At 59.7% G+C, this 24,081-nt stretch carries 24 protein-coding genes; 11 read left to right on the forward strand and 13 right to left on the reverse strand.

Annotation, left to right across the window (positions count from 1 at the left end; genetic code table 11):
* The first annotated feature begins 5 nt into the window (after window positions 1-5).
* The 4 genes from V9G17_14560 (at window position 6) to V9G17_14575 (ending at window position 3,897) form a co-directional block, all read left to right on the forward strand.
* Entirely contained in the window at window positions 6-1,991 is a 1,986-nt protein-coding gene (locus V9G17_14560; protein ID MEI2753821.1) for an amylo-alpha-1,6-glucosidase, read from the forward strand.
* A 147-nt stretch (window positions 1,992-2,138) separates the two neighbouring features.
* On the forward strand, window positions 2,139-2,645 hold the full coding sequence (locus tag V9G17_14565; protein ID MEI2753822.1) for a hypothetical protein: 507 nt from the start codon (window positions 2,139-2,141) through the stop codon (window positions 2,643-2,645).
* A gap of 239 nt (window positions 2,646-2,884) precedes the next feature.
* On the forward strand, window positions 2,885-3,436 hold the full coding sequence (locus V9G17_14570; protein MEI2753823.1) for a heme-binding protein: 552 nt from the start codon (window positions 2,885-2,887) through the stop codon (window positions 3,434-3,436).
* A complete protein-coding gene (locus tag V9G17_14575) occupies window positions 3,433-3,897 on the forward strand; it encodes a hypothetical protein (GenBank protein MEI2753824.1) in 465 nt (154 codons plus the stop codon). The genes V9G17_14570 and V9G17_14575 overlap by 4 nt, the downstream gene beginning before the upstream one ends.
* Window positions 3,898-3,986: 89 nt before the next feature.
* Here V9G17_14575 and V9G17_14580 read toward each other — a convergent pair whose 3' ends face one another.
* Window positions 3,987-4,937 carry an NAD(P)-dependent oxidoreductase gene (locus V9G17_14580; GenBank protein MEI2753825.1) on the reverse strand — a complete coding sequence of 317 codons (951 nt, stop codon included), beginning with the start codon at window positions 4,935-4,937 and terminating at the stop codon, window positions 3,987-3,989.
* A gap of 91 nt (window positions 4,938-5,028) precedes the next feature.
* Here V9G17_14580 and V9G17_14585 point away from each other — a divergent pair, with 91 nt between their 5' ends.
* Complete coding sequence (locus tag V9G17_14585) at window positions 5,029-5,250, forward strand: DUF3565 domain-containing protein (protein MEI2753826.1); 222 nt, start codon at window positions 5,029-5,031, stop codon at window positions 5,248-5,250.
* A gap of 74 nt (window positions 5,251-5,324) precedes the next feature.
* Here the strand turns inward: V9G17_14585 and V9G17_14590 are convergent, their stop codons facing one another.
* The 4 genes from V9G17_14590 to V9G17_14605 all read right to left on the reverse strand — a co-directional run bounded on the left by V9G17_14590 (window position 5,325) and on the right by V9G17_14605 (window position 8,429).
* Window positions 5,325-6,131: a hypothetical protein gene (locus tag V9G17_14590; protein ID MEI2753827.1), complete on the reverse strand. Its 807-nt coding sequence runs from the start codon at window positions 6,129-6,131 to the stop codon at window positions 5,325-5,327.
* A gap of 176 nt (window positions 6,132-6,307) precedes the next feature.
* On the reverse strand, window positions 6,308-7,429 hold the full coding sequence (locus tag V9G17_14595; GenBank protein ID MEI2753828.1) for a dipeptide epimerase: 1,122 nt from the start codon (window positions 7,427-7,429) through the stop codon (window positions 6,308-6,310).
* A complete protein-coding gene (locus tag V9G17_14600; GenBank protein ID MEI2753829.1) occupies window positions 7,426-8,070 on the reverse strand; it encodes a molybdopterin-dependent oxidoreductase in 645 nt (214 codons plus the stop codon). The genes V9G17_14595 and V9G17_14600 overlap by 4 nt, the downstream gene beginning before the upstream one ends.
* 209 nt (window positions 8,071-8,279) lie before the next feature.
* A complete protein-coding gene (locus V9G17_14605) occupies window positions 8,280-8,429 on the reverse strand; it encodes a hypothetical protein (GenBank protein MEI2753830.1) in 150 nt (49 codons plus the stop codon).
* Window positions 8,430-9,014: 585 nt separating this feature from the next.
* On the opposite strand from V9G17_14605, the gene V9G17_14610 reads away from it, so the two are divergent.
* The 5 genes from V9G17_14610 (at window position 9,015) to V9G17_14630 (ending at window position 15,922) form a co-directional block, all read left to right on the forward strand.
* A complete protein-coding gene (locus tag V9G17_14610; GenBank protein ID MEI2753831.1) occupies window positions 9,015-9,752 on the forward strand; it encodes a TVP38/TMEM64 family protein in 738 nt (245 codons plus the stop codon).
* Window positions 9,753-9,838: 86 nt separating this feature from the next.
* A complete protein-coding gene (locus V9G17_14615) occupies window positions 9,839-11,392 on the forward strand; it encodes a mercuric reductase (protein MEI2753832.1) in 1,554 nt (517 codons plus the stop codon).
* An 8-nt stretch (window positions 11,393-11,400) separates the two neighbouring features.
* Complete coding sequence (locus V9G17_14620) at window positions 11,401-12,138, forward strand: DUF3047 domain-containing protein (GenBank protein ID MEI2753833.1); 738 nt, start codon at window positions 11,401-11,403, stop codon at window positions 12,136-12,138.
* Window positions 12,139-12,654: 516 nt separating this feature from the next.
* Window positions 12,655-12,990, forward strand: coding sequence for a hypothetical protein (locus tag V9G17_14625; protein MEI2753834.1), 336 nt, complete (start codon window positions 12,655-12,657; stop codon window positions 12,988-12,990).
* A gap of 235 nt (window positions 12,991-13,225) precedes the next feature.
* A complete protein-coding gene (locus tag V9G17_14630) occupies window positions 13,226-15,922 on the forward strand; it encodes a CBS domain-containing protein (GenBank protein MEI2753835.1) in 2,697 nt (898 codons plus the stop codon).
* Between the two features lie 86 nt (window positions 15,923-16,008).
* Here the strand turns inward: V9G17_14630 and V9G17_14635 are convergent, their stop codons facing one another.
* From V9G17_14635 to V9G17_14655, 5 genes are all read right to left on the reverse strand, one after another.
* The gene (locus tag V9G17_14635) at window positions 16,009-16,209 is read right to left on the reverse strand and encodes a hypothetical protein (protein ID MEI2753836.1); all 201 of its coding nucleotides are present in this window, start codon (window positions 16,207-16,209) and stop codon (window positions 16,009-16,011) included.
* Between the two features lie 133 nt (window positions 16,210-16,342).
* The gene (locus tag V9G17_14640) at window positions 16,343-17,338 is read right to left on the reverse strand and encodes a biotin-dependent carboxyltransferase family protein (GenBank protein ID MEI2753837.1); all 996 of its coding nucleotides are present in this window, start codon (window positions 17,336-17,338) and stop codon (window positions 16,343-16,345) included.
* Complete coding sequence (locus tag V9G17_14645) at window positions 17,298-18,074, reverse strand: 5-oxoprolinase subunit PxpA (GenBank protein MEI2753838.1); 777 nt, start codon at window positions 18,072-18,074, stop codon at window positions 17,298-17,300. Before V9G17_14645 ends, V9G17_14640 begins: the two co-directional genes overlap by 41 nt.
* Entirely contained in the window at window positions 18,071-18,775 is a 705-nt protein-coding gene (gene pxpB / locus V9G17_14650; GenBank protein ID MEI2753839.1) for a 5-oxoprolinase subunit PxpB, read from the reverse strand. The genes V9G17_14645 and pxpB overlap by 4 nt, the downstream gene beginning before the upstream one ends.
* A 28-nt stretch (window positions 18,776-18,803) precedes the next feature.
* Complete coding sequence (locus V9G17_14655) at window positions 18,804-20,084, reverse strand: MFS transporter (GenBank protein MEI2753840.1); 1,281 nt, start codon at window positions 20,082-20,084, stop codon at window positions 18,804-18,806.
* Between the two features lie 108 nt (window positions 20,085-20,192).
* Here V9G17_14655 and V9G17_14660 point away from each other — a divergent pair, with 108 nt between their 5' ends.
* On the forward strand, window positions 20,193-20,831 hold the full coding sequence (locus tag V9G17_14660; GenBank protein ID MEI2753841.1) for a DnaJ domain-containing protein: 639 nt from the start codon (window positions 20,193-20,195) through the stop codon (window positions 20,829-20,831).
* A gap of 25 nt (window positions 20,832-20,856) precedes the next feature.
* Here the strand turns inward: V9G17_14660 and V9G17_14665 are convergent, their stop codons facing one another.
* From V9G17_14665 to V9G17_14675, 3 genes are read right to left on the reverse strand one after another with little or no spacing between them, the layout of a single operon-like run.
* The gene (locus V9G17_14665) at window positions 20,857-22,065 is read right to left on the reverse strand and encodes an amidohydrolase family protein (protein ID MEI2753842.1); all 1,209 of its coding nucleotides are present in this window, start codon (window positions 22,063-22,065) and stop codon (window positions 20,857-20,859) included.
* The gene (locus V9G17_14670) at window positions 22,062-22,664 is read right to left on the reverse strand and encodes a DUF3365 domain-containing protein (protein MEI2753843.1); all 603 of its coding nucleotides are present in this window, start codon (window positions 22,662-22,664) and stop codon (window positions 22,062-22,064) included. Before V9G17_14670 ends, V9G17_14665 begins: the two co-directional genes overlap by 4 nt.
* Window positions 22,661-23,878 (reverse strand): alanine--glyoxylate aminotransferase family protein, encoded by a 1,218-nt coding sequence (locus V9G17_14675; protein ID MEI2753844.1) that lies wholly within the window; start codon window positions 23,876-23,878, stop codon window positions 22,661-22,663. Before V9G17_14675 ends, V9G17_14670 begins: the two co-directional genes overlap by 4 nt.
* Window positions 23,879-24,081 lie beyond the last annotated feature (203 nt).

Below are 24,081 nucleotides of genomic sequence, written 5' to 3' on the forward strand. Positions count from 1 at the left end.
AGGGGATGACCATCGATTCGAGGCGCTGTCAGGATCTTGATCGGGCACTCAACCTGGAATGGCTGGAAACGAACGGGCGGGGCGGGTTTGCCTCAGGCACCGTCGCCGGCGCGAATGTGCGACGCTATCACGCATTGTTGTTGGTGGCGAGGCGCCCGCCGGTCGATCGTGTCGTCCTGGTGAATCACCTTGAAGAATCAGTGGAGGTCGGCGGCCAATCCTTTCCGCTGTCAACCAACCTGTATAACGGCGCGGTTCATCCCGAAGGGTATCGGTATTGCGACGGATTTTCCGCCGTGCCCTGGCCGACCTGGCGTTACGCCGCGCATGGAATCCGCCTCGAGCGTGAACTGCTCTGTCCGGATGGCCGGGATATGGTCGTCGTGCGGTGGCGATTGCTCGGCGACGCGCCGTCGGCGGTGACGCTGCGGATCAGACCGATGTTATCGGGTCGCGACTTCCATGCACTGCATCAGGAAAACGCCGGGCTATTCAATCAGGCCACGATTCACGAGGGGCGGGTCAGGTGGCAACCCTATGATGCGTTGCCTGCTGTGCAGGCGTTCCACAACGGGCAGTACCATCATGGGCCGGATTGGTACCGGCACATTCACTACCGGGTCGAGCGCGAGCGAGGCCTGGACGATACGGAGGACTGGTGGTCGCCGGGCGAATGTGTGTTCACCCTCACTCCTGGATCGGCGGCAGAACTGCTGTTCACGACGGAACCTCTTGAGTCTGCCGATGTCACGCAGGTTGTCGAGGGGGAGCGGCGAAAGCGTGCAGAGTGCCTGGCATCTGTGCCGCCCGAGGATCTGTTGACGCAAAAGCTCTGGACCGCGAGCCGTGCGTACCTGGTGCAGCGCGGAGACCGGCAGACCGTGATTGCCGGGTATCCCTGGTTTGCCGATTGGGGGCGGGATACCTTTCTCTCGTTGCCCGGGCTGTGTTTGGTCACGGGACGCTACGACGTCGCCCGTCAGGTGATCGAGGCGTTTGCCTCCCATGTCTCGCAAGGGATGGTGCCGAATCGATTTCCCGACATGGGCGAACGGCCTGAGTACAACACCATCGATGCGTCGTTATGGTTTATCCATGCCGTGGACCGCTATCTCCACTATAGCCAAGACATCGACGGAGTCCGCCGGATCGCCTGGCCCGCGATCAAACAGATTGTGGATGGCTACCGCCGGGGTACGCGATTCGGCATTCGCATGGATGACGACGGGATGATTAGCGGCGGCACAGAGGGCGTTCAGTTGACGTGGATGGATGTCAAAATCGGCGACTGGGTGGTCACTCCACGGCATGGAAAGCCGGTCGAGGTTCAAGCGCTTTGGGTGCGGGCGTTGGCGGTGGCTGCCGCGCTGGCTGCGCGTTTCGACGAATCGGAGTATGCCGCACAATGCCGGCAGGATCGTGCCCGGGCGACGGAGTCGTTTCGAGCCCGATTCTGGTACCGGACCGGGGGCTATCTCTTCGATGTGGTGGACGGGCCGTTCGGAGATGATGCGTCGCTTCGTCCGAACCAGATTTACGCCCTGGCATTGGATGATCAACTGGTGACGGAGGCGCAGGCCAAACACATCTTGCCGCTCGTGAAGGAGCGATTGCTCACGCCGATGGGTTTACGCACGTTAGCGCCTGAGGACATCCGATTCTGTGCGTCGTACGAGGGGGGAGTGTTAGAGCGGGATAGCGCCTACCATCAAGGAACGGTGTGGCCGTTCCTCCTTGGGCCGTTTGTGGCCGCGTGGGTGAAAACGTATGGCGACCATCCGACGGTGCGGCGGGATGCGCGCATGTTTCTCGACGGAGTGCTCCAACACCTGGATGACGCTTGTCTGGGCCAGGTGTCGGAGATTTTCGATGGTCAGCAGCCGCATCGTGCGCGCGGGTGTGTGGCGCAGGCCTGGTCCGTGGCTGAGCCATTGCGCGCGCTGATCGAAGATCTTGATGCGGTTCATGTGCGATCGCCGATCACGCGCTGAGTTGAATGGTTGCGGTGCGGTTCTCCTATCGACCGACTTCTCCACGCGGTGTCAGCGCGTCAGTGCTTGCCTCTCCCTCATGTTTCTTCCAGATTCTGCCCCGAAATTCTTGACAGTCAGAGAAACGATCCGGTAAGGATAGAAGCGATGCGTATGCACAACTCTGTTGCTATTGGTACGTTATTGTCAGTCGGGTTGTTCCTGACCGGCTGTCAGCTGGTCGATTCCTCGACGCGACAGCCTGCGCTTCATTCGGCTTCCGTGATGTCGATGTGGGAGTTGTACCGGCATTGCCAATCGAGCGGTGACGTCGAGACGGTCTTATCGGCAGCAAAACAGCTGCAGCAGTCGGCAGATACGCATGTGGTTCCAGCCCCAGATGTTCCCAAGAGTCTGGACCGATTTGTCACGCGACAGCCGGTTCGTACGACCGTTGATCCCAAAGCATTGGCCGCCTCGTGCACATTGCAGGCAGCCCGGACGAGCCTGAGCGCCGGACGTGAGCAGGAAGCAGAACAGCTGCTGTACGCTGTGGTGCTCAGTTATCCGGAAAGCGACTATACCTTCTATGTCGCTCAGGCCAAGGTGTGGATCGAGGAATTGCATCGCCCTGGCATGGTGGATGCTGGTATCCATCCCATCTCCGCCTACTAGCCGACCGTTGAAACAGTTCGTCAGCGGCGTTCTCACTTCACCCATCCAGCGCCTTCACGTACCGCAGCGGGGCCGCGAGTTTCGCCCGGCAGTCCTTGCTTGCCGGTGCCTGTCTATGTGCCCGAGTGCTGAGTATTGACAGCGCGGGGTGATGGCCGTACCCTCGCATGTCCGAACATGGAGTTGTCGGTCGAGAGACGCGTAATGACCTGTGTATCAAGGAATCAAGGAGGCTTGTGATGGTGTCGGCGAGACAATCGTTCACATGGGGTGTGGGTCGTATTGGCATGATTGCGGGGGTGTTGTTGGTGGCCGGCGGGTGGTCTGCTGTGGCGCCGGCGGCAGACGAGTTACCGAAAGAATCGGTCCTGCCGGCGGCATTGGCAGAAAAAGCTGCGCAAGCGGCACTCGATTTCTGTAAGAAAGATGGCTATCGAATCAGCGCCTCAGTCGTGGATCGCGCCGGGGTGTTGCGTGCGATGGTGCGGGCCGATGGGGCAGGGCCGCATACGGTCGATAGCAGCCGGAAGAAGGCCTATACCGCCGCCAGCCTGCGGCGTGCGACGAGCGACCTGGCCGACATAATCGCTAAGCAGCCGAGCCTGCAGGCGTTGCGCGAGATGAATGACAGTATTTTGATGGTCGGTGGGGGCCTTCCCATCGAAATCGCCGGCGAGGTGGTCGGCGCGATTGGTGTCGGTGGCGCGCCGGGCACGCATTTGGATGATGCCTGCGCTGAGGCGGGACTTGATGCAATCGGAGCGGCTTCGAAGATTCCCACTGCCAAATGAGGAAGGGACAAGGGAACGGATTGGGCCGGAGCCTGATCGGTCTGGTTCTTCTCCTGTCCGCCTGCAATAATGATCGCCCTGAACTGGCTGAGTTCGACTTTCGCTCAGCCGGACTTCGGGTGAGCCTGACTCGCCTAGCCACCCATCCGTTTCTGTCTCGCTATCGGTTAACCCTTCGTATTGAAGGGCCGCAGGGCTGCTCAGCCACGGAAGAGTTATTTCCAGACACAGGGTATGCCGGACGGCGAAATGTGTACCAGCAGCCGTCGGGTGCCATGACGGTCTTGGGACAGTACGATGCGCGAGTGTTTGACCCGGCCAGCTGCAGCATCCGCCTGGTGGAGTTTCAATCGCTGGTCGGTCAGGCCACCTTTCTAGGCGCCTTTGATGTCGATGGCCAGAAACGGTGGCGATTTCTTGACGCGTCCGTGCGACCGGAACGGTCATTTGAAAAACACTAACCCGCTCTCGCAAGTGGCTGCTCACCTCATACGCCGCAGGCGCCGCCCGTTCGGCCGGTTTGAGCGGGAAGGTGGTCCGATATCGACGATTATGAGCTGAGCCGGCCCTTGAAGGTGAGTTCGGCCACCGCAGACTTATCCAATTCGCCCTTGCCGAGGGCCACCAGTCGACGGTATTGCTCATAGGTGGCGTTCGCCAGCGGTAGATTCAATCCCACTTGTTGCGCCAAGGTGCAGGCTATTCCCGAATCCTTCGCGGCATGGGCTGCTGAGAAGTAGCAGTCATGGGCGCGCTGTTGCATGTCTTCACCATCGGTCTCTAACACGCGGGAGTTGGCGCCGGTTTGAGAAAAGACTTCGCGAAGCGTGGTGAGGTCCAGCCCCAAGGCCGATCCCAGTCCCAGTCCTTCGGCGAGAGCCGCGGTGTTGGCGTTCATGACCATGTTGACCAGCGCTTTTACCTTGGCCGCGTCGCCCGCGGCCCCGATATATCGCAGGTGGGCACTCAAGTCCTGTAGGAGTGGTTTTGCCTGCTCGAATATCTCCGGTCGTCCTCCACACATCAAATAGAGGGTACCCTGGCGTGCTTGCGTGATGCTGCTCGCCATGCAGGCTTCCAGGCTTCGGCCGCCGTATTGCTCGACCAATGCATGGACGTCCCTTTGGAGCTCAGGGGAGAGGGTGGCGCAATTGATGAAAAGTCGCTTGGTCGCGTGGCGCAAGAGGCTATCCGGGCCATCGGGTGAATAGATCTGGCGCATGGCGGCATCGTCCGACACCACGGTCAGGACCGTATCGGTCATCTCGGCTACATGTGCCGGACTCGTGGCCGCTACGCAGGCCAATTCCTTGGCGAGCTCCTTGGCGCGCTGGGTGTCGGTATCATAGACTGCAACTATGGCATATCGGAGATCGTGAAGGCGCCGGGCCATATTGGCCCCCATGCGCCCCACGCCAACGATGCCGATCTGAAAGTCTGACGGTGCCATCTGCGACCTCCTGGAAAACATGCTACGCTGGTGCGCGCGGGAGTGTAGCATAGTCTCTTCCAACGCAGATATCGGGGGATGGCCGGTGTTGCCGGGCGAGGGTGTCAATTCACGGTAGAACAAGAGTCTCAGGGAGTGGGGTATGCAACAGTCGATTATCGGGTATCACCAGGACGAGGAGGGGCATTGGGTCGCCGACCTCCGGTGTGGCCATGGTCAGCATGTACGACATCAGCCGCCTATGACGAGCCGCCCCTGGGTGCTGACGGAGGAGGGGCGGCGTGCGTTCCTCGGCACTGAGTTGAATTGTAAAAAGTGCGAAGACGGCGGTGACGGGTTTGGCCCCACCGAGGCCCTGTCTTGAGGACGACGGTGGAGCTGAGGGGGAGGCGGAACGCTCGAATCAGAACCGGTTGTGCAAGGCGCTGCGGTCGGTGTCTAGGCCCAGATCCAATCGAAGAGCGACGTGAACCATCCCGTCACACTTGAAAACCAGGACTCTTCCTGTGTGGCTGTGGCGGTCGTCGGGCGAGGGGGCTGTGGGGAAACAGGTGCCTGCGCGACAGCCACCGGGGAGCTTGCCGGAGTGGCTGCGGCAACGACCGCTTCGGGGTGCGGCGTGGCCGGTGCCGGTGGCACCGGGACGGTCTGGGGCGCGGGGGGCTGAGTCAGAGCCGAAGTGGGATCCACCTGTGGCGATTGCGGGGTGATGACCGCGACCAGTTGTGACTCCTGGGGGTTGCCGCCTGCCATGGTTATATGGGCCTCCGGACCGGAGGGTGTGGTTGTCGTGGCTTGTTCCTGTTGCACTGTCAGGGTTTCCAGCCGTTTCTCCAGCCGTTTGGTATCGTTGATCTCTTTCAACATAGCCTGATGCCGGGCACGTAATGCCGCGATGCTGTGTTCAAGCACCGCGAGTTTGGCCTGGTTGCTCTTGTGAAGTTGGTCGTAGGAGATCTGAATCTTTTTTAGCTCGTGTTTGAGACTGGCAAGGGCGCGTTCATCGCGTTGATTGGCGAGTTGCGCCTCCTCCCGTTGGTGTTCGAGGCTTTGGATGTCCGTCTGTATCTGCGCGAGTTCGCCGGCGCGTGTTTTTGCCTCGTGTCGGGCGGTGTCGTACGTCTGTTGCGAGACACAGCCTCCCAGCATCAGGGCCGCGACTCCAACCATCCAGAAAGGTGTGCTGGGCCGGATGTTGTCGTGAGGTGCGGTCGTAAATGTCGGACCCGCAGTGATTGATTGCATGGGATGCTCCTCCCGAGTACGTACAGTGCCAATATGTGCGATAGGTGACTCGCCAGCTCAGAGCCACCCTGCTTGAGGTTAATTTTTCAGAAAAGTGGAGAAACGGCAAAATATTTCGGGAAACCTGCAGTACGTGGCAGAGAGGGAGGTGGCGGCCCGGGCGTCAGGGAAGGGAGCTATTGAATGGTCATACGATCTGCGGGTGAAGAGACGTGCATATCGAGTCCGGCTTCATACCAGGGATGGAGGCGCGGGCCGCTGTAGCGATACCCGCCGGTGACCGGGTCGGTTGAGAGGAGCAGTGGGGTGTCGAGGTCCAGCACGTCGAAGCCGCCCAAGCCTAAGACAAGACTGAAGGAGCAGCCCATGGCGATTCGGGTTTCCAGCATCCCACCGACCATGAGGCGAAGGCCGACCGAACGGGTGAAGGCCGCAATTTTCCATGCCTCGATCACGCCGGTCTTCATAATCTTGATGTTGATGTAGTCGGCGGCTTGCAGCCGGACAACCTCGCGTGCGTCGCCCAACGAGCGAACGGATTCGTCAGCCGCCACGGGAACGCCCGTCAGGTGGCGAATCGCCTGCAGGCCCTCGAGATCATCCCGGACAAGCGGTTGTTCGAGTAAAACCAGCCGCCCTCCGAACTGTTTCACCCCGCTGACGAAGCGGAGGCAGTCTTCACGGGAGAATCCCTGATTCCCATCACCGATAAACCCGATATCAGGAAATGTGTCGTGCACAGCCTGCAATCGGCGAATATCGAGCTCGACATCCGTCCCGACTTTCATCTTGAACAGGCGGAATCCCCTGGTGTACCAGCCACGGGCCAGTTCCAGTGTCTTGTCCGGACTGCAGATGGGGATGGTGATGTCCGTTTCTCGCTCTCGGATATCCGCTGTTCCCCACAGTTTCCAGAGTGGGATGCTCTGTGCGCGACAGTAGGCGTCGAGGAGCGCTGTTTCCAGCCCGCAACGGGCGGCGGGCTGGAGTGGGGACTGTTCGTAGAACCGGTCTGCCAGGGACTCATAGTCCGCGGCCGATTGGCCGATCATGGCCTGAGCCAGTTCCGTCGCGGCGGCGAAACAGGTTGGACGGTCTTCGCCGCCCACTTCGGGGAAGGGTGCAGCTTCTCCGATACCCTGAGTGCCATCTCGCAAGGTCACTCGCATGAACAGGTTTTCGGCCGTCACACGTGCGCCTGTCGCGACGACGAACGGATCCGTAATCGGGATGTCGACCGGCCAGATTTCAATGCGCTGTATGATGTGCGAGTTCACCGGGGAGTTGTGCCTGCTCATCCGTACCGGTCATTTTGCCAGGGGAAGGCGCTATTCGAATAACCTCGCACTTCCCAGAACCCCTTCTCGTCGTGCTCGGAGAAGGTGATGGCTTTGACCCATTTGGCGCCTTTCCAGGCATACCGTTTGGGGACAATCATGCGAACCGGGCCGCCGTGTTCTTTTGTCAGTGGCCGACCATTCCATTTGTAAGTGAGGAGCACGTCATCTGTCTGACAGGCGTCGAGTGGTAAATTGGTGGTGTAGTCGTCGTAGGATTGGAAGAGGACGAATTTCGCAGAGGGGAGGGGTTGGACGACAGCCATCAGCTGTTTGAAGCTGACCCCCTCCCATTCATTATCATACCGACTCCAGGACGTTACGCAATGGAAGTCCGACACGTCTTTGAATTGCGGTTGCGCAAGAAAGTCCGTCCACGTCCAGGTCACGGGAGTTGTCACCGCACCTCCGATCGTCAACGTCCATTCCGACAGGGGAATATCCGGTTTTTGTCCCAGGTCGAGTACCGGCCAGGTTTCCACAAGGTGTTGACCTGGAGGCAGTCGATCGTCTCCTTCATAGAAGACCTCGCGTTCTTCTCCGCCACGTCTGGCTTTGGCCCAGTTTTCCTTCGACTTGATGAAGCGGTCGTTCTGATCCATTCTCCAGCCTCCTGGAGACAGAGTAGGGCAAGAGCCTACGATCTTACAAGGCCGGAGTGTCGAGGGGTGAATGCCGATGTTCTCAGGTTGAAGGCTGAGGTAGCTGAACTGGTCTGGACGGTTGTGAAGAAAGGGGCTGTCAGGAGGGCACACACAAGGATGGGCCCTCAGCCGGCCTCTAGCCCAGCCGAAGGTTTCCCTGGCGAGAATCAGACGTGAAGTCTGGTCTCTCGTTCAGACCAGCGCTGCGGGCGCATCAACGTGCCCAACGCAGCGACGGCGCAGATCGTAGCCAGGAGAATGAAGCTGGCGAAGAGAAAAAATCCACTTTTCATATCGTGCATCGAGAGCGGTCCCATGACATCACCCCCACCCTACTGTAATTGTACCACTTCATTCTGCTTGCCAACCGCATCCACAACGCCATGATTCTTCGGGTGATTTCTTCCTTAGACCCGAAGTGCAGTGAGGGCACGGGCGCATCCAGACATGTGAAGTTGTCTCATAGATGGGGTGTGAGGACTGAGATTGTTGCGGGATGGTGTGTGTTGTCGGCATTGCGGCGTCCAAGAGTTCAATCAGCGCATGCATCTATGACATTACCTCCACTGGTAGCCTGTCTTCAAGAGTTCTTTCGGAGGGGCAGGTCCGGGACTTGAGGCTCTGGAGTCGTGACTGGGAGACGTGGCAAGCAACCTTTCCCTGTTAAATACTGTGATATCAATCACAACGAGGAATCCACGCCATGACGTCGTTGCTTCTTTCGCAGGTCTTTCGGCCGGAAATTTTTGTGGTGGGCATCTCTTCTGCCGCACAATCCGCATACAACTCCGTCCGATGACCAGCGAGCGAGTCACTCTGTGAGGTAGCTCACAGCCCTTCGGCCACAATGTGCGTATTGTCTCAACGGGAACGAGTGATTGACACACGAGCAAGGAGTCACGATGATATCGCCCCAAACAGCTATGACTACACCGGTAGAATCGTCCTCCGCCTCGAAACAGGGTGGCCTTGGCAAACTTATGCTGGGGCTCGTGGTTGGACTAGGCATTGCGGCATTTTTCTACTTTGATCTCGGACGGTACCTTTCCCTGGACGGACTCAAGTCCAATCGGGATCAGTTGCTCGCCTTTACAGAAGCTCACTATCCGGTTGCGGTGGCCATGTTTGTGCTTGGCTACTGTGTGGTAATCGGGCTCTCGCTCCCCGGTGGCGCGATCATGACGTTGGCCGGAGGGTTTCTCTTTGGCAGCCTGTTGGGTACGCTGTACGTCAATGTCGGTGCGACCGTGGGCGCGACGCTGGCGTTCCTGGTGGCTCGGTATCTGCTCAGGGAATGGGTGGAGCAGAAATTCGGCAATCGACTGGATGGCATTCAGCAGGGATTTGCCAGTAACGCGTTCAGTTATCTGCTGACGCTGCGGCTGATTCCGTTGTTTCCATTTTTTCTCGTTAATATGGTCTCGGGGCTGACCCGGGTGAGCATCGGCACCTACATGGCTGCCACCTCCCTCGGGATTATTCCGGGCAGTTTTGTGTTCGCTTATGCAGGGCGCCAACTTGGCACGATCAGTTCCCTCAAGGAAATTGCTTCACCCAATGTGTTGATCGCCTTTACACTTCTGGGTCTGTTGGCGCTGGTGCCGATACTCCATAGGAAGTTTGCCGGTAAGTTGATCTAGTTGCATGTGGGTGCCCGTCGCCATTCATAGCGGCGGAGCGAAAGACCGCTGACGGGTTGATTCACCAGAGAGAGAATCCGACCTCAATGAGCGCTCCAGTCCAAAGTTTGGTCCTGCCGGACGACGAACACAACCGGAGGTTGGTTGCGAATGTGCATCCGTCCGGTTGGGTGAATCCAGAGCCTGCTGGTCGCTACAACATGGTCGTAGTCGGTGCCGGCACCGCGGGGTTGATCACGGCGGTGGTGGCGGCGGGATTGGGCGCGAAGGTTGCGCTGATCGAACGCCATCTGATGGGAGGGGATTGTCTGAACGTCGGGTGCGTTCCTTCGAAAGCGTTGATTCGTGCGGCTCATGCCTGGGCGCAGTTGCGTGATGCCTCGGCCTTCGGCCTGCACATTCCGCCGGGGGTGACTCGTGACTTCGGCGCGGTGATGGCGAGGATGCGAACGTTGCGAGCCAGGATCAGCCATATGGATTCCGCACATCGCTACACATCACTGGGTGTCGATGTCTATATCGGACAGGCTCGATTCACCGGCCAGGATAGGGTGTCGGTGGAGGGGCCGGCTGGACATCGAACGCTGGCATTCGTCAAAGCAGCGATCTGCACAGGAGCAAGGGCTGCGGCGCCGGTTATCCCAGGGTTGGCAGAGACGGGATATCTCACGAATGAAACGGTGTTTTCGCTGACAGCGTTGCCGGCGCGCCTTGCCGTCATCGGTGCAGGTCCGATCGGGTGCGAATTGGCGCAGGCCTTCGCTCGCTTCGGGAGCCAGGTATCACTCATCGAAGCCATGCACGGTATTATGCCGAATGAAGATCGCGATGCAGCGGAGGTGGTGCAGCAGTCCATGGCGCGGGATGGCGTCAGGCTGCTCTGTTGTGGGAAGGATCTCAAAGTGGAGCAAACGGCGGCCGGCAAGCAGCTCCTGCTCGATTCACACGGCCGGCACTACGACGTCATGGTGGACGAAATTCTGGTCGGCGTGGGGCGTACTCCGAATATCGATGGCCTGGGGTTGGAGGCGGTGGGGGTTGAGTACGACAAGACCGGCGTAAAAGTGAATGACCGCCTACAAACGACACACCCGCGCATCTATGCCGCCGGGGATATTTGTTCCCGGTATAAATTCACGCATGCCGCGGATGCGATGGCGCAGATCGTGATTCAAAATGCGCTGTTTCCCCACCCCCTCGGGCTGGGATATGCCAGCATGGAGTCGCTGATCATGCCCTGGTGCACGTTTACCGAACCTGAGATCGCGCATGTGGGCCTCTACGAAGCCGACGCACAGAAGAAAGGGCTGGAGGTCGAAACCTATACCTACAACCTCGCTGAGGTGGATCGAGCCATCCTGGATGGTGAGGAAGAAGGGTTTGCTCGCATCCATATTCAGAAAGGCACCGAGAAGATTCTTGGAGCCACCATTGTGGCGGCGCATGCCGGCGATCTGATCAATGAGTTTTCTGTGGCGATGAAGGCGGGTGCCGGTGCAAAAACGATCGCCGCGACGATTCATCCCTACCCCACGCGGTCGGACGTGAATAAGAAGGTCGTCAATCTCTGGCGGAAGGCGCATTTTACCGTCCGGACCAAGGCGCTCTTGACCAGGCTCTTTGCCTGGTTAAGACGGTGAGGGGGCATATGGTACGCCTCGGGTTTGCCTTGCTCGCGGTCCTGTTAGGTGCTCCCGCCTTCACGTTGGCACAAGGCCTCACCAAGCTCGAGGTGGGAAATTTTTCGGCTGCGGCAGCCGGCGTCACGTTGCCGGATGGGTGGACACTGCTGACGTTTAAGAAAATCGAACGGCACACGACGTATGAGGTGGTGAAAGACGGGTCGATTTCCGTGGTGAAGGCTGTGAGTGAGGCGTCTGCGTCGGGTCTGACCAAGGCTGTGACGATTGATCCGCATGAGTATCCGATCGTGCGTTGGCGGTGGAAGGTGGAGAATGTGTTGCCGCAGGGCAATGTGCACCGCAAGGATGGGGATGACTATCCGGCCCGTCTCTATATTACGTTTGCGTATGAGCCGGACAAGGTGGGTTTGGGAAGAAAATTGAAGTATCAGGCCGGGCGGATGCTGTTCGGAGATATTCCGATCGGCGCATTGAACTACATTTGGGATGCCAAGAGCCCGGTCGGGACAGTGGTCGACAATGCTTTCACCGACTTCGCCAAAATGATTGTGGTGGAAAGTGGGTCGCAGCGGATCGGCTCCTGGGTTGAGGAAGAGCGGAATGTCTTTGAAGATTATCGACTGGCCTTCGGCGAGGAGCCGCCGGCGATCAGCGGGGTTGCGATTATGAGCGATACGGACAATACGAAAGAGCGGGCCGTGGCCTACTACGGCGACATCGTCTTCGTCAAAGCGTTGAAGTGAGAGGGTCCGGGAAGCGCCGGAACTGAGGAAGGCGGGGAGTCCGATCTGTGCAGGGTCGGCCTCCCCGGGACACCGGCGAGCTGATGTGGGTTCGCAGAGTTTGTGAGTTATTGAATCGAATTCGCGAAGCCATCGTGGGTAATTTCAGTTCGAAAGGTGTCGCCCACCTTTTTGTTGCCGCGAAGATGTTTAGCGCTTTGCCCGGCGTGCGCCGTCATTTGTTTGCCACCGAAGTCTTCCACCGTGTACGTCTCGCCGTGATTTTTTTCACGGTCCCGCCGACCGTCTTCCAGGCGACTCCGGGTTTGGAATCATGTTGCCCGGGTTTCGGTGCCGGAGGTGGCTCAGGCACTGATCCCAGCAGGGAGGAGGCTGCGGCTCCTCTCGACGAAAGCGTATCTTCTGCGCTGGTGATGCCTGGTCTCCTTTGAAAACCGCCAATTCGACTGTCAACCAACCGACGTCCTTGTACGTTGAAACGGGTGACAGTGCAGGGGCAACCAAAGGAGGACACGTATGAAGAAGGTGATTTGGGGCGCGGCGTTGTTGTCGGTGTGTGCCACGTCGCTGGTGTATGCGCAGGCGGAGATGCCCAGGCAGGCGGAGACGCCCAGGATCGATCAGCGGCAGGCCAATCAGGAGAAGCGGATCGATCGGGGGATTGCCAGCGGCCAACTGAACGAACGTGAGGCCAATCGCTTGAGCAATCAGCAGGAACACGTCAATAAGGTCGAAGATATGGCGAAATCTGACGGCGTAGTGACCAAAAAAGAGCGGGCTCGGATGAATCACGCGCAGGATCGCACGTCACGCCATCTGGCTCGCCAGAAGCACGATCGCCAGCAGCGATAGGTCATGCTGCCGGTGCTGTGACTTGGTGGTGTGCGGTCGAGCGACCGTTTCGATTCCGCCAGGCATTCGCGCTTGCGTATTCTGTCGCGTAGTCCCAGGCCGTCCACACCAGACTTGTGGACGGCCTGGTTGCTTGTTGAGCCGGCCCTCTCCTCTTGCCGAGAAACTTTATGTGACTCCTCCTTTCCTCACTGCGGGACTGAATCGATTCGATCGATCCTGCTAAAATGCCGGCATGGATCTGATCACGACCCATCTGAATGCGGACTTTGACGGCCTGGCCTCGATGGTTGCGGCCGGAAAGCTTTATCCGGGAGCGGTCCTGGTGCTTCCCGGTGGCGCACAGGAATCAGTGCGCAATTTTCTGACAACACACCCGCTCCACATCGCTCGTCTTAAGGACGTGGCGTTGGACCAGGTGCGACGGTTGATCCTTGTGGATGTTCAGGAGCCGGAGCGGCTGGGTACATTGAGGGATCTCAAGTCTCGTGCGGATGTGGAGGTGCATATTTTCGATCATCATGAGGTTGACGATCGGCCAGCGCGGGCTGGATCCGAGTGGCCTTCGGTCACGCAACGGCACGTCGAACCGGTCGGTGCTACGATCACGCTGCTGGTCGAGCAATTGAACGCGCAGCAGGTCACGCTCACGGCTGCGGAGGCGACGTTGCTGGCGCTCGGGTTGTACGAGGAGACAGGCTCGTTAGCCTACCCATCAACCACTCCACGCGATCTGGAGGCTGCGGCAGTTGTCTTACGCGCCGGCGCAGATTTGAACGTCGTGGCAGAGGTCTTGCGGCATCCGTTGAATCCCCATCTGATCGCTCTCCTGAACGATCTGTTGCAGTCCGGATCGATCTATTATCTGGAGGGCCGTAAAATACTTGTGGCCACCAGCACCTATGATCGGTACAGGGGCGACCTCGCGGAGGCAGCTCAGCGGTTGGCGGAGTTGCAGGGATTCGATGCCGTCATCGTTGCCATTGCACTGGATGAGAAGGTCGAGGTGATTGGCCGGAGCCGGCGCCCCGAGATCGATGTGGCCTGGATCGCGCGCGAATTCGGCGGGGGCGGGCATGCCGTGGCGGCAGCAGCCAGTATCAAAGGCCGAACACTTATTGAAGTGCAGGAGCAGCTGACCCGTTTGCTGACGGAACGATACCGTCCGACCTTGCTGGCCCGGGATGTCATGACGCAGCCGGTGAAAACGATCGTCGCGGATGCGACGGTGGCGGAGACGGAGCGAGCGCTCACGACTTACGGAGTCAACGTCCTTCCGGTCGTCGATCAAAAGACTCGGTATGTCGGTACCATTTCCCGTGAGGTCGTGCAGAAGGCTCTGTTTCATCATCTCGGAGACGAACGAATCGAGGACCTGGCCAGGCACGATCAGTACAGCGCAGAGCCGGAGACTCCCTTCCATGATATTGAAACGCGAATGATCGAACTGAATCAGCGGTTTGTGCCGGTGCTGTCCGGCGGCAAAACGGTGGGCGTCATCACGCGGACGGATCTGCTCCGTACTCTCCATGAGGATGTGCTTGCGTCTGCGCGCGGGAAAGCCAAATCCTTGATGGATGTGGAGTCTTCGGGAGGCGTGCGGCGGCGTGATGTCGGGGGACTCCTGCGTGATCGGTTACCTCGTGAGGTGTATGACCTGCTGCAGGCGGCAGGCGATTTGGGGGAGCGCCTCGGGTATTCAGCGTACGTGGTTGGCGGATTTGTACGTGACTTGCTCCTGGGCATCGACAATCTCGATGTGGATTTTGTGGTGGAGGGCGACGGGATTGCGTTTGCGCGCGCCCTGGCGAAGGAACGGGCAGGGCGTGTGAAGGTCCACGAGCGATTCGGTACGGCGGTGGTGTGGTTGCCGAACGGGTTCAAGTTGGATGTAGCGACGGCCCGCACGGAGTACTACGAATACCCGACTGCCTTGCCGACTGTCGAGCAGAGCTCCATCAAGAAGGATCTCTATCGGCGGGATTTCACCATCAACACGCTGGCGGTTCGCCTCAATCCACGCGCGTTTGGTCAACTGATCGATTTTTACGGTGGGCAACGCGATCTCAAGGAGCGCCTCATCCGAGTATTGCATAGCCTGAGTTTTGTGGAGGACCCGACCCGGGTCTTTCGCGCGATTCGTTTCGAACTGCGTTTCGATTTTCACTTGAGCAAGGAGACGCTGGCACTGATTAAAGGCGCGGCGAAGATGGAGTTATTCCATAGACTGTCCGGCCAGCGTGTGTTGGACGAACTGCGTTTCTTGTTCTCTGAACGGACGCCACGGCAGGCCGTCCGCCGGCTGGCAGACCTTGATCTTCTGCGGTTCATTCATCCGACGCTGACCTGGTCGAATCGACTGGATCGTCGGCTGATCGATGTCGAAGCGGCGCAGGATTGGTACAAGCTGTCCTCTTTCGAACGAAAGCTCAACGGATGGCTGGTGTGTGCGATGGCGCTTGCCGAGGTCATGCCGGATCAGGCCGTGCGCGAGATGCTCGAGCGATTTCCCTTCACGGAAGCGGAACGAGGCGCTATCACCGCGGCTCGGTTTTTCACGCAGCCGGTCTGCCGGGCCCTGAGTCGGCGTGCGCCGCTCCGGCCTTCGGAGACAGTCGCGCTGCTGACCGGTTTGGCGGACGAAACGCTCGTGTTTCTGCTGGCGAAGAACGGTTCGGCGTCGGCCAAGCGGAACCTGTCCCTCTACCTCACCACGTATCGAAACGTAAAACCGACGTTGACAGGGAAAGCGCTGCAGGCCCTTGGTGTGAAACCAGGCCCGCTGTATCGCACGATTCTGGCCCGATTGACTGAAGCGAGGTTGGATGGTGAGGTGAAGACTGACGCGGAGGAACGTGAGCTGGTGAAAGAATTATCGGATCGGACTCGGGAGGTGCGAAGGGAGAGCCCTCCGCACGATGCGGGGCGTTAGGCAACATCGACGGCGCCGCTCAGTGCGGATAACCTCGGGAGGTGTCGTGACCGTCTCCCGTACCCGTTGACACGACGCGAGGGGCGTTAAGCCAGCGGCTCAACCGGCTCGAGTTCGTCGTGCATGTCGACGGTCCGAGCGTCTTTTCCCATTGCGGCGAGCAGGCCGTCATAAACGATGCGAGCCGCGTCCGACCATTTCGGATTGAATGGGCGACCAGCGAAAGCGGCTTCGGCCGCCTTTTTCTCATCGTGAGTGATTTGTCGAGGAGTCAGTGTGGTGTCCATACGAATAATAATAGATTGCTTCAGGGCAATGTCAAGGACTCAACGGAATAGAAAAAGCCCCCTCGTTCAGAGGGCGTTGCTTTTGAATGCGTCGGCGTGCGATGCCTAAACGGTTTGGGCTAGGGGCGTCTCCTCAGGCATTGTGTGGAGGTAAGAGCCGATCAAGTTCGGCCTGGACCGACCGAAGAAGTGTAGATGCGGACTCGTACGTGGTGGCAATGAACGAGAGCGTATCGCCCGGGGACACTTGCGCCGCGCCAGAGCGATCAGCCGCGATCATCGTTGCGAGTTTGGCATACCCGCCTGTTGTTTGGCAGTCTGCCATGAGCAGAATCGGCTGTTGATCCGCCGGTACTTGAATGGTCCCGACACTCACGGCATCAGACACGATGTCGGCTGAAGTTCGGTGAGCCAGCGCCAATCCTTGTAATCGATAGCCCATTCGGTCGGATTCATTGCTCAGTCGGTACGGCGTCCTGGTGAGTCGCTCCAGGGCATCGTCTATGAAACGATCGACTTGTGGTCCTGGCACCACGCGTATGGCTGCGGCACGTTGATACTGAGGACGATTCGATTCCGGAAGCATGCGTCCTACGTGGTGCTTCGCTGTGGCTCGTGCCGGTCCAATAGTGAGCTGATCCCATTTCTTCAACGCACGGCCGGCGAGGCCTCCCAGTCCACTCCGCACATGGGTCGATCGGCTTCCGAGCATCAGCGGACCGTCTATACCGCCGGCCACGGCGAGATAGGCTCGAGTGCCTTGTCGACGCATCCCGAACTGCAGGCGGCTTCCAGCCGGCATGGCGATCACGGTCCACATCGGAACGGCCAAGCCGTTGCTGGTGGGGGAGAGATCTGCGCCGGTGATGACGATAGCCAACTCCTCCGTGAACAGCAGTTCCGGCCCTTGGATGGTGATTTCCAATCCGGCAGCTCGGTCGGGATTCCCGAGCAGGCGATTCCCCACCGTGAGTGCCCAGGGATCCATCGCCCCGCTTACCGATACGCCGAACCGTTGGTATCCGTTGCGACCGAGATCCTGCATGGTGGTAAAAAGCCCCGGGCGCAGCACGTGGATGGTAGGTGGTTTAGGCGGCATGATCGATACGGACTGCGGCGATGCCTCCATCGTCGAACATCGTTCGCAAGGCGTGGGCGAGCCGAACTGCGCCTGGGGAGTCTGCGTGCACACAGAGGGTATCGATATGCCGATGAAGCAACGAACCGTCGTTTGCCGCGATGGTGTCGTCGTGAATCAGTGCGTGTGCTCGCGAGACGACCGTCGATTCATCGTAGATCAGGGCGCCTTCTTGATCTCTGGGCACCAACCGGCCATCGCGCTGATAGGCGCGATCAGCAAAGCCTTCGGCGGCAACCGGGAGCCCGCGGGCGGTGCCGGAGATGAGGAGTTCCGATCCGGCCAATCCCACGAGGATCAATCGTGGGTCAATGTGTGCGACGGCTTCGGCGATGGCGTCGGCCAGTGTGGGGTCGCGCGCCGACATGTTATAGAGCGCCCCGTGCGGCTTCACATGCGAGAGGCGAAGACCCTCGGCCTGACCGATGGCCATCAGCTCGCCCACTTGGGACAGGATCAAGTCCTGTACGAACGAACGGGAGAGTGGTTGTTCGCGGCGGCCGCGAGAGTCTCGATCCGGCAATCCGGGGTGCGCGCCGATCGCCAGATCATGTTGCCGAGCCAGTTGCACGGTACTCCGCATGATATCCGCATTGCCCGCATGCACTCCGCACGCGATATTGACGGAGGTCACGTACGCCATGAGATGGGCTTCCACGTCTAGTTGCTCCGGCGTCGAGGCTTCTCCCAGGTCACAATTGAGATCAATGTGTTGTCTCTTGTTCATGGGTGATGTTCGATCAGCGCGTGGAATTCTGTTTCCTCGATCGGCACGAATTGCACCTGATCGCCGGGGGACAGCAGGAACGGTGCAGGTCTGGTGACGCTGAACAGAGACACGGGCGTCCGCCCGATAATGCGCCAGCCGCCCGGGCTGGCATGAGGGTACATGCCGGTTTGTGTGCCGGCTATGCCGACCGATCCTGCCGCGACCTGTTTGCGAGGCGTCGGGAGTCGCGGCGTCGCGATGCGATCTGGCACGGTGCCCAGATAGGGAAAGCCCGGACTGAACCCCAGCATGTAGACGCGGTAGATCACCGAGGCGTGCAAGATACTCACTTCCTCGGGCGTGAGGCCTGCGTGTTTTGCCACGTCGTTCAGGTCAGGGCCTGCGCTGCCTCCGTACCACACGGGGATCGTGTGAGTTGTGGGCGCGCGTCGTGGGATCGTGTCTATTGCCGTTAGCATGGGACGCACTTGCTCGGTGAGTGTGGCCACATCGGTGCGCAATGGATCGAAATAGACGGTGGCGGACCGGTAGGTCGGCACGACTTCCAGGAAGCCTGCCAGTCTTGCCTGCTCCACTGCGGCGGCAAAGGCCAGCACCAAGTCGTTCGTTTGGATGTCGATGGTCTCCCCGAACTCGACAGTGAGGGCAGACTCACTCAGGGGCACGATGCGCGGAGTCGCATTCACAGGTTGTGTCATGATGGCCGAGTCATCACGTCGTGAGAGATCACTCCGGTAACGGCCTTCCTTTGGTCTCAGTCGCAAAGGGCAGCACGGCCAATCCCAACAGATAGATTAGCGCAATGGTGCTCGCCGCATTGTTGAACGACCCCAGCAGGGTGACGAGCCACCCGGTGACGAAGGGCGCGGCTGAGGCGAGTATACGGCCAGCGTTGAAGCAAAATCCTGAGCCGGTTGCCCGGAGTCGTGTCGGGTAGAGCTCAGGTAAGTAAATCGGAAAGCCGCTGAAAATGCCATTGTTGAAGAATCCCAGCAGCGGGAGTAACAACAACACCTCTGTATAACTGTGCGGGACAAAATAGGTCGCCGGCAGCATGATGAAGCTGCCGAGGCACATCAAGCCGAATACGGGTAGGCGGCCGAATCGTTCGGCCAGCGGCCCGAATCCCAGATACCCGAACAACGAGCCAGCATTGAGCGCCATGATCGCGTAGCTGACCTTCTCTGTCAGCGTCGCGGCATCCTGCCCCTGGAGATCCGGCATGGCCCGGATCAAGGTAGGGGCCCAATTGGTCGCGCCCCACAGACCGAAGACCGCCACGAACGCCAGGGTCGAGCCGATCCAGGTGTTGCGGCGTAATGCCGGTTGAAACAACTCGGCGAGGTGCATGAAGCTGGTGTGAGCGGATTGCGCCTCCTGTTCGTGAGCCTGGACCCACCGCTCCGGTTCTTTCACCCACCAACGGACCAGCAGGGCGACAAAGGCCGGCAGGATGCCGACGAGGAAGAGGAGTCGCCACCCGTAGCTGCTCAGGAGCAGGTTGAATCCGGCGGCCAGAAAAAAACCGGCGGCCCAGGCCGATTGCAGAACTCCCGCGGCTCGGGCACGTTTCTCTTCGGGCCAGGTTTCGGCCACGATCGCCGCCCCGGCTGCCCATTCGCCGCCGATCCCGAGCGCAGTCAGAAAGCGATAGATGGCCAGATGCCACCATTCTTGCGCAAACGCCGCCAGGCCGGTGAAGACGGCATAGATCAAAATCGTGACGATCAGTGTTTTGGTACGGCCGAAATAATCGGCGGCCATTCCGAAGCCGATCCCTCCGATGGCCCACCCGATCAGAAAAATGGAGAACACGATGCCGCCGTACCACCCGATCTGTTCGTCCGTGACCGCTCCGCCGGCGGCCCCGGCTTGCAGCAGCTCATGTAAGGCAGGATGCAGCACGATTGCATAGATCGTGGCGTCCATGGCGTCGAACACCCACCCAAGCCAGGCGACGAACAGGACCAGCCATTGATACCTCGTCACGCCGTGGGCCCATCCCATGCTGAAATCCCTCCCCTGCGAGCTCGTTGAATCGCGCCAGGCTACGGGGGAGAACCGACGCTGTCAAGATGAAGCCGGCTAACCAGGCATGGTATAGTCCCGGTCTATATGCCTCGCTTGGATTATTATCGTGTCCTCGGTGTGTCGCGCGACATTTCCGATGACGACATAAAGAAAGCCTATCGGAAGCTCGTTTTCGAGCACCATCCCGACCGCAATCCGAACAATAAGCAGGCGGAAGAGAAGATCCGCGAGATCAACTCCGCCTATGAGGTCCTAGGGGACTCCGAGAGCCGGAGAACCTATGATCGCCTGCATTGGGGCGAAGAGGTGCGGGCGGAGACGGTCGATCCGTCCCTGATTCTTGAGGAGATGGAGAAAAAGCTCTTCGACGAAGGGCGGAAGGAAGTGTTCGCCGTTCTGATGAAGATGGTGCCGCGGATTAAATCAGAATTGGCCCTCATTCGTGAACGCACGGTGGCGCAGCAGGGGTACGACACGTTCAAGGAGTCCATCGTGGACGTGCGTGGAGCGGAAGTCCTGGATGAATTCGTGACTCCTGAAATGGAGCAACGGAAACAGCGCTTGCTTGAGGTGGCCGTGCAGATGATGGTGTCGCAGGCCGTGGTCGCACGGGGAGACGAGGGCGGGACTCGTGCGCTTCGCGGCCGGCTGGAGGAAATGTTTCGTAAGGGCCGGATCAACGGCTTCGCGACGGCGTTGGAATTGCTCTACGAAAGACGGTGACGACCCACGTCGTTCGTTGCCTGTGTCACGCGCCTGAGAGTGGACCCGCCACGAACCGACCGCGTTGCATCACTCCTGCAAGTCGCTCCCGTTTCAGTAGCACGCCGATATTTCTGAGGGGATTGCCTTCCACCAACAGCAGGTCGGCCTGTTTCCCCGCCGCAATGGATCCGATTTCCTGAGTCAGTCCCAGTAACCGAGCAGCAGCGGAGGTACTGGTCATGATCGCGTCCATCGGTGTCATGCCCAGCGCGACCATCCGTTCCAATTCCTGAGCATTGTTCCCGTGATCGTTGAACGGCGTTCCGGCATCCGTGCCCATCGCGATCGGAACACCCCGGCGCAGGGCGGTGCGGAAACTTCGCTCGTGTTGTTTCACCATGTTCCTGGCCTTGGAGCGGGCGCTGTCGGGAATGCCGCAGCCGGCCGGGCAGGCCGCTGTGGTGGCGAGGGCGGAGAGTGTGGGGACCATGTAGACGTGGCGCTGCGTCATCATCTCCGCCGCGTCGTCGTCCATGAGCGTGGCATGTTCGATGGAGTGGACACCCGCGCGGAGCGCGTTCTTCATCCCGGTTGCGCCGTGGGCATGGGCGGCCACATGTCGCCCATGGGCGACGGCCACTTCCACGGCTGCGGATAATTCTGCCACGGTCATCTGAGCCTGGTCCGGGGAAGTGCCGGGAGTCAGCACACCGCCGGAGGCAATGACTTTGATGACTTCGGCGCCGGCGTTGAGTTGATCCAAGACGGCGGCCCGGACGGCCTCGACTCCATCGGCTTCGCGTCCGATGAAGCGCGCATGTCCGCCCGGCATGCAGATCGCGAGACCGGCGGCGAGAATTCTGGGCCCCGGCGTCAGTCCGGACTCAATGGCCTGTTTCAGCGTAAAGACCGCATGGTCGCGGAAACCGACATCCCGAACGGTGGTAACCCCGGCCTGGAGAGTGCGCCGCGCCAGCTCGGCGGCTTTGAGCAACGTGATGGACGAGGATTCTCCCTCTACCGCAGCCACGACATCCGCTTCCGCTCCCAAGCAGAAGTGGACGTGGCAGTCGATGAGGCCGGGAAGGACGGTCAGGCCACGACCGTCGATTCGCTGTGCGCCCTTAGGAATCCGAACCTGCCCTTCCGGCCCGACAGCCTGGATGCGGGTGCCCTCGATGAGAAGGGTGCCTCGCTCAATCCGGTGGCCCAGGCCGTCCAGAATTCGAATCTGACGGATGGCGATGATCATGGCGCCTCACTGATTGGAATGGTGACGATGACGCCGCCCATGATGTCGTTGAGCTTATAATCCCGTCGGGGACTGTTCGCGTGGCCATTGTGGCAGGAGACGCAGCTTTCGGACACCGCCCGGTCTGCGTAGATACCTTGAAAGTAGCGGATGCCGGCCTGCTGGTAGAAGCCGGTGAAAGGTTTTTCCGGCGCCTTCATCACGACCTCAAGTCCCCGCCGTTCGAATTCGCTGTTCGGCCCATTCCACACATAGATCGGGGTGAGGCTGGCCAGCCGGAAACTGAGTTTCATATCCTTTTGCGCGACCAAGCGTCCGGACTCGAGGAGAAATTGGGCGGGGAGCGGAAGCCCTTTCTCTTCTTTCCAATGTTCAAGGGCTTCGACGACACCCTGGTTGTGCAATTTATCCACGACGTTCTGCGTGTAGTTGGCACGATTTGCGTCGATGACCGCATGGATGAAGGTGGTCACACGTTCGGGAGCCAACATGTCGGCCTTGCGGGATTCTGCCACCGCGAGGGCGATGACCCAGTACGTGATGGCGGCCACGAAGCCTGCCACTCCTGCTGCCACGATCCATAACCCGTTTCGACTCATGCCTGCCTCCTCGACGATTCCAGTGATTGGGTATAGGTGTCTGTCGCCGCCTGAATCGCGCGGCCTGGCTGTACCGGCCGTTTCAGGCTGGCACAGATTGCTTCCAAGGCGTTGAGCAGCGTGAGTACATGCGCGTGTTGGCTCGATTCGCCCATGAGGCCGATGCGCCAGACTTGGCTGCGCAATGGCCCGAGTCCACCACCGATTTCAATGCCGTATTCTTGCAGGAGCCGTGTTCGGACCATCGTTTCGTCGATCCCGTCCGGTAGCGTGACACAGTTGAGCATCGGGAGTCGACAACCCTGCGGGGGAAGGGGGCTCAGTCCCAGAGTTCGGAGTCCGGCCAGCAAGGCATCACTGTTCATCTGATGCCGCGCGGCGCGCGCCGGGAGCCCCTCTTCATGGACGAGCCGGAGGGCTTCTCGAAGTCCGTAGAGCATCGAGATCGGCGCGGTGTGATGATAGGCGCGGCTGTGGTCGTTCCAGTAGTCGGCGATGAGGGACAGATCGAGGTACCAGCTGGGACAGGGCACGCGCCGGTTTCGAATGGCGCTCATGCCTCGCGGGCTCACCGTCAGCGGGGCGAGGCCGGGCGGGCAGCTCAGGCACTTCTGGGTCCCGCTGTAACAGGCGTCGATGCCCCACGTATCGACCTCGACCGGGATGCCTCCCAGGGAGGTGACGGCATCAACAATGAATAACGCATTGTGCGCGCGACACAGCGCCCCTACATCCTGGAGGGGTTGCCACGCGCCGGTGGAGGTTTCCGCATGGACAAGGACCACGGCTTTAACCGGCGCTGCACGGACTAACTCGGTTTCTAACGCGTCTAGCGGGATGGTGGTTCCCCAAGGCGCTTCGATGCGGATGGGTATCCCGCCACTGCGCTCGATCATCGTGGCCAGGCGTGTGCCGAATACGCCGTTGACCCCCACGATCGCGCGATCGCCAGGCTCGATGAGATTGGCGATGACCGCTTCCATTCCTGCCGATCCGGTTCCGGACAAGGCAATCGTAAATTCATTGTGTGTGTGAAACGTGGCGCGAAGCAGGGCTTGAATCTCATTCATCAGGCCGAGAAAGACCGGGTCGAGGTGTCCGAGTAGCGGCTGAGCAAGCGCCTGTAACACCCGAGGGTGAACCATGCTCGGGCCTGGGCCCATCAGCAGCCGATGCGGTGGGACGAAATTCCGATAGGAGGAGTCGGTTGCCATAGGTGATAGAGCCGTCGTTGACGATCGAGGGAGGTCTCACAGCCAGGGCAATGGTCTCTGCCTCAGAGGGGCGTAGTATAACGAAACAGAAGGCGGTTCAGCCATGGGATTGTCTACAGGACTCGGCGGTGAGCTGTGCAGGGGGGCCTTGGCCAGTTTCGCCTCTTGAAAGCCGGTGGTATACTCCGGCGCCAATCACGCCC

This window comes from Nitrospira sp., assembly GCA_037045225.1.
Taxonomy (GTDB): Bacteria; Nitrospirota; Nitrospiria; order Nitrospirales; family Nitrospiraceae; genus Nitrospira_A.

Excerpts from the sequence above, each read along its gene's own strand:
- V9G17_14560 (MEI2753821.1), top strand. The coding sequence starts at position 6 with ATGACCATCGATTCGAGGCGCTGTCAGGATCTTGATCGGGCACTCAAC.
- V9G17_14565 (MEI2753822.1), top strand. The coding sequence starts at position 2,139 with ATGCGTATGCACAACTCTGTTGCTATTGGTACGTTATTGTCAGTCGGG.
- V9G17_14570 (MEI2753823.1), top strand. The coding sequence starts at position 2,885 with ATGGTGTCGGCGAGACAATCGTTCACATGGGGTGTGGGTCGTATTGGC.
- V9G17_14575 (MEI2753824.1), top strand. The coding sequence starts at position 3,433 with ATGAGGAAGGGACAAGGGAACGGATTGGGCCGGAGCCTGATCGGTCTG.
- V9G17_14580 (MEI2753825.1), bottom strand. The coding sequence starts at position 4,937 with ATGCTACACTCCCGCGCGCACCAGCGTAGCATGTTTTCCAGGAGGTCG.
- V9G17_14585 (MEI2753826.1), top strand. The coding sequence starts at position 5,029 with ATGCAACAGTCGATTATCGGGTATCACCAGGACGAGGAGGGGCATTGG.
- V9G17_14590 (MEI2753827.1), bottom strand. The coding sequence starts at position 6,131 with ATGCAATCAATCACTGCGGGTCCGACATTTACGACCGCACCTCACGAC.
- V9G17_14595 (MEI2753828.1), bottom strand. The coding sequence starts at position 7,429 with ATGAGCAGGCACAACTCCCCGGTGAACTCGCACATCATACAGCGCATT.
- V9G17_14600 (MEI2753829.1), bottom strand. The coding sequence starts at position 8,070 with ATGGATCAGAACGACCGCTTCATCAAGTCGAAGGAAAACTGGGCCAAA.
- V9G17_14605 (MEI2753830.1), bottom strand. The coding sequence starts at position 8,429 with ATGGGACCGCTCTCGATGCACGATATGAAAAGTGGATTTTTTCTCTTC.
- V9G17_14610 (MEI2753831.1), top strand. The coding sequence starts at position 9,015 with ATGATATCGCCCCAAACAGCTATGACTACACCGGTAGAATCGTCCTCC.
- V9G17_14615 (MEI2753832.1), top strand. The coding sequence starts at position 9,839 with ATGAGCGCTCCAGTCCAAAGTTTGGTCCTGCCGGACGACGAACACAAC.
- V9G17_14620 (MEI2753833.1), top strand. The coding sequence starts at position 11,401 with ATGGTACGCCTCGGGTTTGCCTTGCTCGCGGTCCTGTTAGGTGCTCCC.
- V9G17_14625 (MEI2753834.1), top strand. The coding sequence starts at position 12,655 with ATGAAGAAGGTGATTTGGGGCGCGGCGTTGTTGTCGGTGTGTGCCACG.
- V9G17_14630 (MEI2753835.1), top strand. The coding sequence starts at position 13,226 with ATGGATCTGATCACGACCCATCTGAATGCGGACTTTGACGGCCTGGCC.
- V9G17_14635 (MEI2753836.1), bottom strand. The coding sequence starts at position 16,209 with ATGGACACCACACTGACTCCTCGACAAATCACTCACGATGAGAAAAAG.
- V9G17_14640 (MEI2753837.1), bottom strand. The coding sequence starts at position 17,338 with ATGGAGGCATCGCCGCAGTCCGTATCGATCATGCCGCCTAAACCACCT.
- V9G17_14645 (MEI2753838.1), bottom strand. The coding sequence starts at position 18,074 with ATGAACAAGAGACAACACATTGATCTCAATTGTGACCTGGGAGAAGCC.
- pxpB (MEI2753839.1), bottom strand. The coding sequence starts at position 18,775 with ATGACACAACCTGTGAATGCGACTCCGCGCATCGTGCCCCTGAGTGAG.
- V9G17_14655 (MEI2753840.1), bottom strand. The coding sequence starts at position 20,084 with ATGGGATGGGCCCACGGCGTGACGAGGTATCAATGGCTGGTCCTGTTC.
- V9G17_14660 (MEI2753841.1), top strand. The coding sequence starts at position 20,193 with ATGCCTCGCTTGGATTATTATCGTGTCCTCGGTGTGTCGCGCGACATT.
- V9G17_14665 (MEI2753842.1), bottom strand. The coding sequence starts at position 22,065 with ATGATCATCGCCATCCGTCAGATTCGAATTCTGGACGGCCTGGGCCAC.
- V9G17_14670 (MEI2753843.1), bottom strand. The coding sequence starts at position 22,664 with ATGAGTCGAAACGGGTTATGGATCGTGGCAGCAGGAGTGGCAGGCTTC.
- V9G17_14675 (MEI2753844.1), bottom strand. The coding sequence starts at position 23,878 with ATGGCAACCGACTCCTCCTATCGGAATTTCGTCCCACCGCATCGGCTG.